The organism is Nocardioides guangzhouensis, from assembly GCF_004519545.1.
Taxonomy (GTDB): domain Bacteria; phylum Actinomycetota; class Actinomycetes; order Propionibacteriales; family Nocardioidaceae; genus Nocardioides; species Nocardioides guangzhouensis.
In genome coordinates this window covers 147,517-154,441 of the sequence record NZ_SDKM01000007.1, presented here as the reverse complement: position 1 = coordinate 154,441, position 6,925 = coordinate 147,517, and the positions used below count along the sequence as shown (strand labels likewise).

Below are 6,925 nucleotides of genomic sequence, written 5' to 3'. Positions count from 1 at the left end.
CGTGGTCGACGAACTGGCCGAGGTAGGTGTAGCCGGCGGGGATCGTGCTCTGGGTCATCGGGGCGCTCGTCATCGCGACCGCGACCTTCCTGCGGATGGGACCGCCGACCTTCTTGCCGACGGGCCCCATGCGCGAGAAGCGGAAGTCCGGCACCGGCGCCGCGGCCGCCGCGCGCGCCGTCGTACCAGGCGGTGGCGTGGTCGGGGGTGCCGGCGCGGCACCGAGGTCGGAGGCCTCGTCGCCGACCACCCCCTCCCCCTCGATGAAGAAGGTCTCGCGGCCGTGGCGCGGCTCCGGTGCCTCCGTGATCCGGATGCGCGGGCCACGTAGGGACGGGGCGGCGTCGACGAGGTCCTTGGCCTCCCTAAGCTCGAGGGAGGTCAGCTCGCTCTCAAGGAGGTCCAGGGTGTTGTCCGCGACGGCTGCGCGGGGTTGCTGTGGGCCAATGCCGAAGTAGGTCGTCTCGGACTTATCCCAGGCCAACGCCTGCGCGAAGGCCTCAACCCGACGTGCAGCTTCGTGGACGTGCCAGTCGCGCTCGTCCGTGTCGAACACGTCCAAGCCATCCTTTAGGAGCCGTACACCCTCGGTGTAGACGGGGATTCCTCGTGTCTCGGCCTCCAGTAGCAGGGCACACGCCTCCTCGTAGTCGGGTTCAGGAGAGCGCAGCCGCTGCCACGCCGCGATGACCGGGCCATCGGGGAGCCACGGCTTCCACCGCGTCAGGTTGTCGGGCCAGTTATGCAGGCGTTCCAGGTCCCCCAACCGGAGAAGTGCGTATGCCCCGAGGGCGGCGATGCGGGGGGCCGCGACCTTGGCCTGCAACAGGCGTTCGGCCAGCGCGCCCGCGGCAAGAGCTCGGGCCACTTCGATCTCCCCGCGGGCGAGGAAGCCCCGCAACGCCTCGACCTCGGGGTCGGCCGTGCGGGCATCGACCCGAATCGTGGGCGTCCCACCGTCCGAGGACCAGCGGATGCCGACGACCGACCGCTCCGACGGCAGAGAGACGAACTGGTGCACTCCCTGCCCGCCAGCCTTGATGACGTGCAGCCCTTCGCCGACCGCAAGCTCGAACTCAACTCCTGCGTCAATAGGCCGGGCCAAGGAATCCAGGGGCACCGGCACCCAGGACCGGTCGGACTCGCGACGCCAGAGTTCCAGGGTCTCGGGCAAAGAGGGTGCGTGGTCGGCGGTGGGCAACGCCTCTTGCATGCGAACGGCGAAGTCCCTGGATGGCTTGGTGGCAGGCTCGAGCCGCAACTCGAAGTCCGCGGCATCCCCAATATTCCAAGGTGCGGGTGGACGAACGGTGACCTCGATCGGATCGCCGAGCTGCAGAAGTCCTGGGATCACCGAGTCGGGTTGCTCGAGGATCCACTCTTCCGGTTCGTCTCCGACAGACATGACCTGTTGATCGGTGCGTCCGTTTGACCAATGCGTGCGCACGAGGTTTTCGCCGGGGACGACCTCGATCGACGCCGACTCCGCAGACGTGAGCCGCATCTTCCGGGTGTCGAGGTCCGGCCCCACGAGTTCGACGAATGCGTGCAGATCGGGGAGCCCTTCGAGGCGCATCTCGATGCGGGTCACGTGAGCTCCCGCTCGTAGACCGGGGGCAGGATCCAGTCCTCTCCGAGGTCGGCGATCGTCGCCGCTCCGTCCCGGGCCACGATGGTGTACGTTCCCGCCGGCACGTCGTGCCGCCACGGCGGAGGCCCGACCAGCGTGGTGCCCGATACCGTCTCGCCGCTCCGCCGGAACTCGAGGGAGGTGGTGGGCGGTGCAGTGGCCGCCCTCACATGTACGGGTATCTGCGGGTTGCCGTTGAGGCTGTGCAGGGTCACTGGCCCTGCGGACTCGCCGTCGACGACACACAGTTGTTCAGGGATACCGGGCAGGTTGCCGAGCTGGATCCTCGCGAGGACAGCTCGACCAAGGATCTCGCTCGATACCCGCCAGATTCCCCCGCGTCGCTCCGTGCCGTTGGAGGACAATGCCGCGAGCAACGCCTCCGTGAATCGGGAGACACCGTCCGTCTGAGCGAAGGCCCGTGACTCCCGCGCCGACGCGTAAAGGATGGGGGCGCTTCTTAAGTTGCTGCCTCGCAGCTTGGGTGCGACCAGGACCTGGAGGTCTCGGCCGTCGAAAGAGAGGACGTCGGCCGATACCTGGCGGCAGGCGTCGATGAAGTAAAACTGCCCGCGGGCCTTGCACTGCGCCATACCTCTGTAGGTGCGGTGGAAGTTGTACGCGAACTCCCAGGGCCTGATGGGGGCGCCACCCGGAGCCCCGAAGTCCTGTGCCAGCAAGGCCAGGTCCGCGCTCTCAAGGCCATGGCCGCAGTGGTAGAAGACGGCGACGTTCTCCGCGTGCGCGTCGGCACGGGCGAACCACCGGGATGCCGCATTGGCGATGTTGGTCATCGTGGCAGGTTCGATGGTCATGGGCCCGTTGGGCGTTGCCACGACCGCTGGCGTGGGGGCCGAGATCAGCAATTCAAGGGATGCCAGTGGCGCCGCCGGGTTGTAGAGCTCGTTGAGCAGCCATTCCGCGACGCTCAAAGCAGAGATCGAGGGCGAGCCGAGCTGGCCCAGCCCATACGGGTTGTCCAGCAACGTGTGGGAACCGCCGAGGAGATGGTCGTACGAGCCGACCCCGATCACCAGGGCGTGGGTGCCCGGCCCGGCACCCGCAACCTCATGGACGGTCGTCATGGCACCAGTGCCGCGTGCAGGCGCTCGTTGAGGCGGCGGTGGAACGAGGGCCGTTCCAGGTACGTCGTGTGGGCACCAAGGACGCTGGCGCCGGTGGAATAGTCGAGGTCCTCGATCCGATCGAAAATTGCCCGACCCGAGAAACTGAGGATGTCTTGGCGGTCGAAAATGTTGAGCCAGTGCCGAATTCCTGACCGGAGTGCCTGTTTCACGATGGTGGGCGACGGGATGCTGGCATCGCTCGATTGGAAGAGCTTGAGCTCCTCGAAGAACGGTACCTGGGAGCCGACGGTGACGAGGGCGTCGACGCTGAGGTTGGGTCGGTAGTGCGTCAGGATGTCGTAGAGGATGTTGCCCCCCATCGAGTGCCCCATGAGCACGAGGTGTGGGTCGGCGGGGGTCACCGCGTCGAGCGCCTGGTCCACGGCGTCGATGACGACCTGGGTGATCGGGCCGGGCCTGCCGGCGTTGTCATCCCGCCGGTCGAGGTAGATCAACACATCTCCAAGGAATAGTGCGACCGCGCTCTGGGCCTTGGCCCGCCCGGCGGCTACTGCCGCGGATCCCACCACCCGGGAGGGGGTCGACACCAGCCTGCTGGCGCCCTCTCGAACACGATCCCACACGTCGGCCACGCCGAAGGACTCCCATTCGGTGGCGGCGACAGGCGAGGTAGCCTGCGGCTGCCATGCATCTACCTCCACGGCGAGGCGGGTGAGGAACTGCTGATCATTGGTGACCTCGTCCAGCCAGCCGGGTCGACCTTTCGCCTCCGCGTATGTACCGGCTTTCGCGCCGAGTTCGGCGACCTCCGCGTTCGAGCGGTCGGGCGGGACGAGCACCCACAGCAGGTCGACCGCGATGATCAGGTCCCTACGTGCCAAGGTGAGCAGCGGGTTCGGTCCCTCCAGTCCTGGAGCGACCTCTTCCACGAGCGCGGCCACTTGGTCGCCGGCCCCGAACGACTCGTAGCTGCCGTCCGGCAACGAGGCGCCGCCCCACGCCGGCTTGGCTCCCTCGCCTCCCCAGTATGGGTGAAGGATCGTGGGGGTGGATGCCAGGCCCCGCAGCCCGAGTCCGGCGAGCATGTCGCGCTGCTTGTTCACCCCGCTCCGATAGGCAGGCGAGTCCCTGGTACTGACGCCATGAACCATAACGAGCGGCACTCCGAGCCCCTTCCGCCCCTCAATCGTGCCGCCAGCCAGGGCCCCTGTCCACAATCGACCTGCACGCCGAGTCGATCGTTCGGATTGTGCGACCGACGATTGACCTCGAGTCCCTCGCTTGGGCCGCCCTGTCTCTGCCATGTTTGCGAAGAATGGCCAGCCGAAGACTGACCGGCCGAGGGGTCGGCGACGCGGACGCATCTGGAGGGTGCACCAGCGACGGGTGGCGCATCACGCCCGCAGCTCAACCTCATTGCGGAGGACTCGACCTAGTCGACAGGGGGCTCTGATCGACGGGCCGGGGGCGGTCACCCATGAGACGCCGCGACAGGCGGTGGCCCAGGATTCGGTTGTGGTGCAGGACGACGACAGGCGGTCAGCTACGACACTGTGAATATGCATAGTGGGAGTCCAGTGCGGCGCCCGGTACGAGCCGATGCTTGAATACGCACGCCACGCCGCTTCATTCCTTTAGAAGCAACGGACGCTCGGCCGGCGCTCCGTAATGCGAAAACCATCGCTGAGGAAGTTATGTCCCGACTATTGGTCTACTCAACAGGGCTGCTGCTGTCGATTGTTGCGATGCTGCTATCGGACCCCGACGGCGGAGCATTTGCTGTGGCGAGCGGCCTAGCCGTGGGCTTCGCGATCCCCTTGATTGACACCGCCCTCGTGCATGGCCAGCACTTGAGGATCGCGTGGTATTCATTGCTCACCTGGCGGGCGCGGGTCCGAGTCTCGGCGTCGTACCTGTATCGGATTCGCGTCGACAACCAGTACCTGCTCGTCAAGGGGAAGCGATTCGATCAGTACCAGCCCGTGGGGGGTGTCTATAAGGCACATGCGTCGTCGTCTGGCCGTCGCAACGAACTCAAGGTGCTCGACGACGACCTTTTGGTCCCCGACGAAGTAAGCGAAGGGGACCTTCGAATCCGTGTGCCCGGCCGGAACTTGATGGCGTTCGTGCGTTGGTTCGAAGAGGGGCGCGGGCGCGAGGCTGATGGCTGGCGCGAGTTCTTCGAGGAGCTGGTCGCGACCGGGATCCTGCCTGGGAAAGCGTTCCGTTTCGTCAAGTATGACGTCGTGAGGCGCTATTACCACCCGCTCCGTTATTCTCCGTGGGCCGAGAGCAAGGAACTGCTCGTGGCGGACATCCTTGAACTGCTGCCGACGCCCGAACAGCTCACCCACTTGCGGAACCTGAAGTCCCAACCTGATCCGCGCTACCTATGGGCGACCGAGGATCAGATTCGGCGACGAGGAGCCACATCTGGCTCGGCAGACCAGCCAATTCGGATTGCAGAGACAGCAGAGTGGACGATCTAAGCCGAGTTGTGCCCCATCGTCACCTATTCGCTCGGGTCAATTGAGGACAAGCGACTCAGTGGCCGCTCCGCAATGGACGCATCCCCGCGGTCGGGTGTCGCCATTCTCTGACACGCGTTACGGGACTGATGTCAGTGGATCGACGGCGGGCGCCGATCGATCGATCTGTGTCGCGGCATCGCTAGAGTGGTAGCGGTTCGAACGCCTTCGGACCGCTACTGGAATCGAATCGGATCCAGTGGGGTCCGCAAGGAATGATGTGGGGGTTCTGACGAAAGGTGAGCCGAGCCAACGATTTCAAGGCGTTCCTGAAAGACAAGGTCAACCTCAACCAGACCCGACTGAACCTGCTCTCCCAGCGGGTCGCCGCCATCGAGAACTTCCTGATCGGCGATGAACTGTTTGGTGAGTACGTAACCGAACTGGTGCCGCAGGGTTCGTTTGCGCATGGAACGATCATCAAGCCCGTCGGCAACAAGGAGTTCGACGCGGACGTTCTCATCCCGATGGAACAGGTCGATGGGTGGGCAGCAAAGGACTACGTCCAGACGCTGTACGAGGCCTTCGGTCGCAGCGCGACATACAAGACCATGCGTAGGCGCGGGGGGCGATGCGTAACCATCGACTACTCCGGAGACTTCCATGTCGACGTGGTCCCCTTCGTCACTCGGTCTGGTTTCACGTACGTAACCCACAGGATCACCGACGAGTTTGAACTGGCTGCCCCAGACGACTTCACCGAGTGGCTGGAGGAGAAGAACCGGATCACAGGCGGGAACCTGGTCAAGGTTGTTCGGCTCCTCAAATACTTGAGAGACCACAAGACTCGCTACACGATCCCCTCAGTCACACTGACCGCCGCGATCGCGTACCACGTGAGCGAAAGTGCAAAGATTCTCGACCCTGACGCCTACAGGAACGTCGCCAATACCCTGCGAACTCTCTCGGAAGAGTTGGCAGTCCAGATCGCCGCCCACCCGTTCACGGCCCCGTACATCAAGGACCCTGGTACCGGTCGGGACCTGGCTGACCGTTGGAAGGACGAGAACTACAGGACTTTCAGGACGGTGTTCACTTCCTACGCCGCCAAGATTGGGGAGGCGTGCGACGAGACCGATTACAGCAACGCCGTGAAGCTCTGGCGCGACCTGCTTGGGGACGACTTCGGCACTCTCGCCGAGTCCGCCAGCCTGACGGCCGCATCGTCCACGAAGTCGCTTGTTCCGATGTCGGAACGCTTCCTCGATCGCGACTTCAACATTCCGGAGCGGCTCAATCCAGATTACCGGTTCAAGACCGTGGGATATGTCGCGCCGCGGAAGGGCTTCCGCGACGGTGCGTTGCCGAAACGTGGCGATCGGGTCGGCAAACACCGGAGTCTGAAGTTCAAGCTCGAGCAATCGAACATCCCTGAGCCTTACGACGTGTACTGGAAGATCCGCAACTACGGCGAGGAAGCTGAGCAGGCAAATTCACTACGCGGTGACATCCATAAGGACACTGGCTCGCGCAGCTGGGTCGAGTCCACGTCATACGTCGGCCATCATTATGTCGAAGCCATGATCGTGAAGAACGGCGTCTGCGTCGCTAGAAGTCGCCAAGACGTCATCGTCATCTGATGGCGTCATTCTGGGTATGACGCGGCGGAGAACTTCGGCCGCGACCGCCGAAGCGGGGCACCGGTGAGTCGAGCAGTCTCGGATACGAGAATTTCAGTG

General features: G+C 64.5%; 5 protein-coding genes. 2 read left to right on the top strand and 3 right to left on the bottom strand.

From position 1 onward, the window contains the following. The 3 genes from EKO23_RS06820 to EKO23_RS06810 all read right to left on the bottom strand — a co-directional run. Nucleotides 1–1,591: hypothetical protein (locus EKO23_RS06820; RefSeq protein ID WP_217702508.1), on the bottom strand; the 1,591-nt coding region annotated here is incomplete at its 3' end. Then, nucleotides 1,588–2,715 carry a caspase family protein gene (locus EKO23_RS06815; protein WP_134715508.1) on the bottom strand — a complete coding sequence of 376 codons (1,128 nt, stop codon included), beginning with the start codon at nucleotides 2,713–2,715 and terminating at the stop codon, nucleotides 1,588–1,590. The genes EKO23_RS06820 and EKO23_RS06815, both read right to left, overlap by 4 nt. After that, on the bottom strand, nucleotides 2,712–3,821 hold the full coding sequence (locus EKO23_RS06810; protein WP_134715506.1) for an alpha/beta fold hydrolase: 1,110 nt from the start codon (nucleotides 3,819–3,821) through the stop codon (nucleotides 2,712–2,714). Before EKO23_RS06810 ends, EKO23_RS06815 begins: the two co-directional genes overlap by 4 nt. Before the next feature lie 696 nt (nucleotides 3,822–4,517). Here EKO23_RS06810 and EKO23_RS06805 point away from each other — a divergent pair. Together EKO23_RS06805 and EKO23_RS06800 are read left to right on the top strand one after the other, a co-directional pair. Beyond that, nucleotides 4,518–5,207, top strand: a complete 690-nt coding sequence (locus tag EKO23_RS06805) for an SMODS-associated NUDIX domain-containing protein (RefSeq protein ID WP_167880353.1) — start codon at nucleotides 4,518–4,520, stop codon at nucleotides 5,205–5,207. 278 nt (nucleotides 5,208–5,485) lie between these two features. Beyond that, entirely contained in the window at nucleotides 5,486–6,826 is a 1,341-nt protein-coding gene (locus EKO23_RS06800; RefSeq protein ID WP_134715502.1) for an SMODS domain-containing nucleotidyltransferase, read from the top strand. The last annotated feature ends 99 nt before the right edge of the window (nucleotides 6,827–6,925 follow it).

Coding starts and splice junctions, on each gene's coding strand:
- EKO23_RS06815 (WP_134715508.1), bottom strand. CDS start 2,715: ATGACGACCGTCCATGAGGTTGCGGGTGCCGGGCCGGGCACCCACGCC.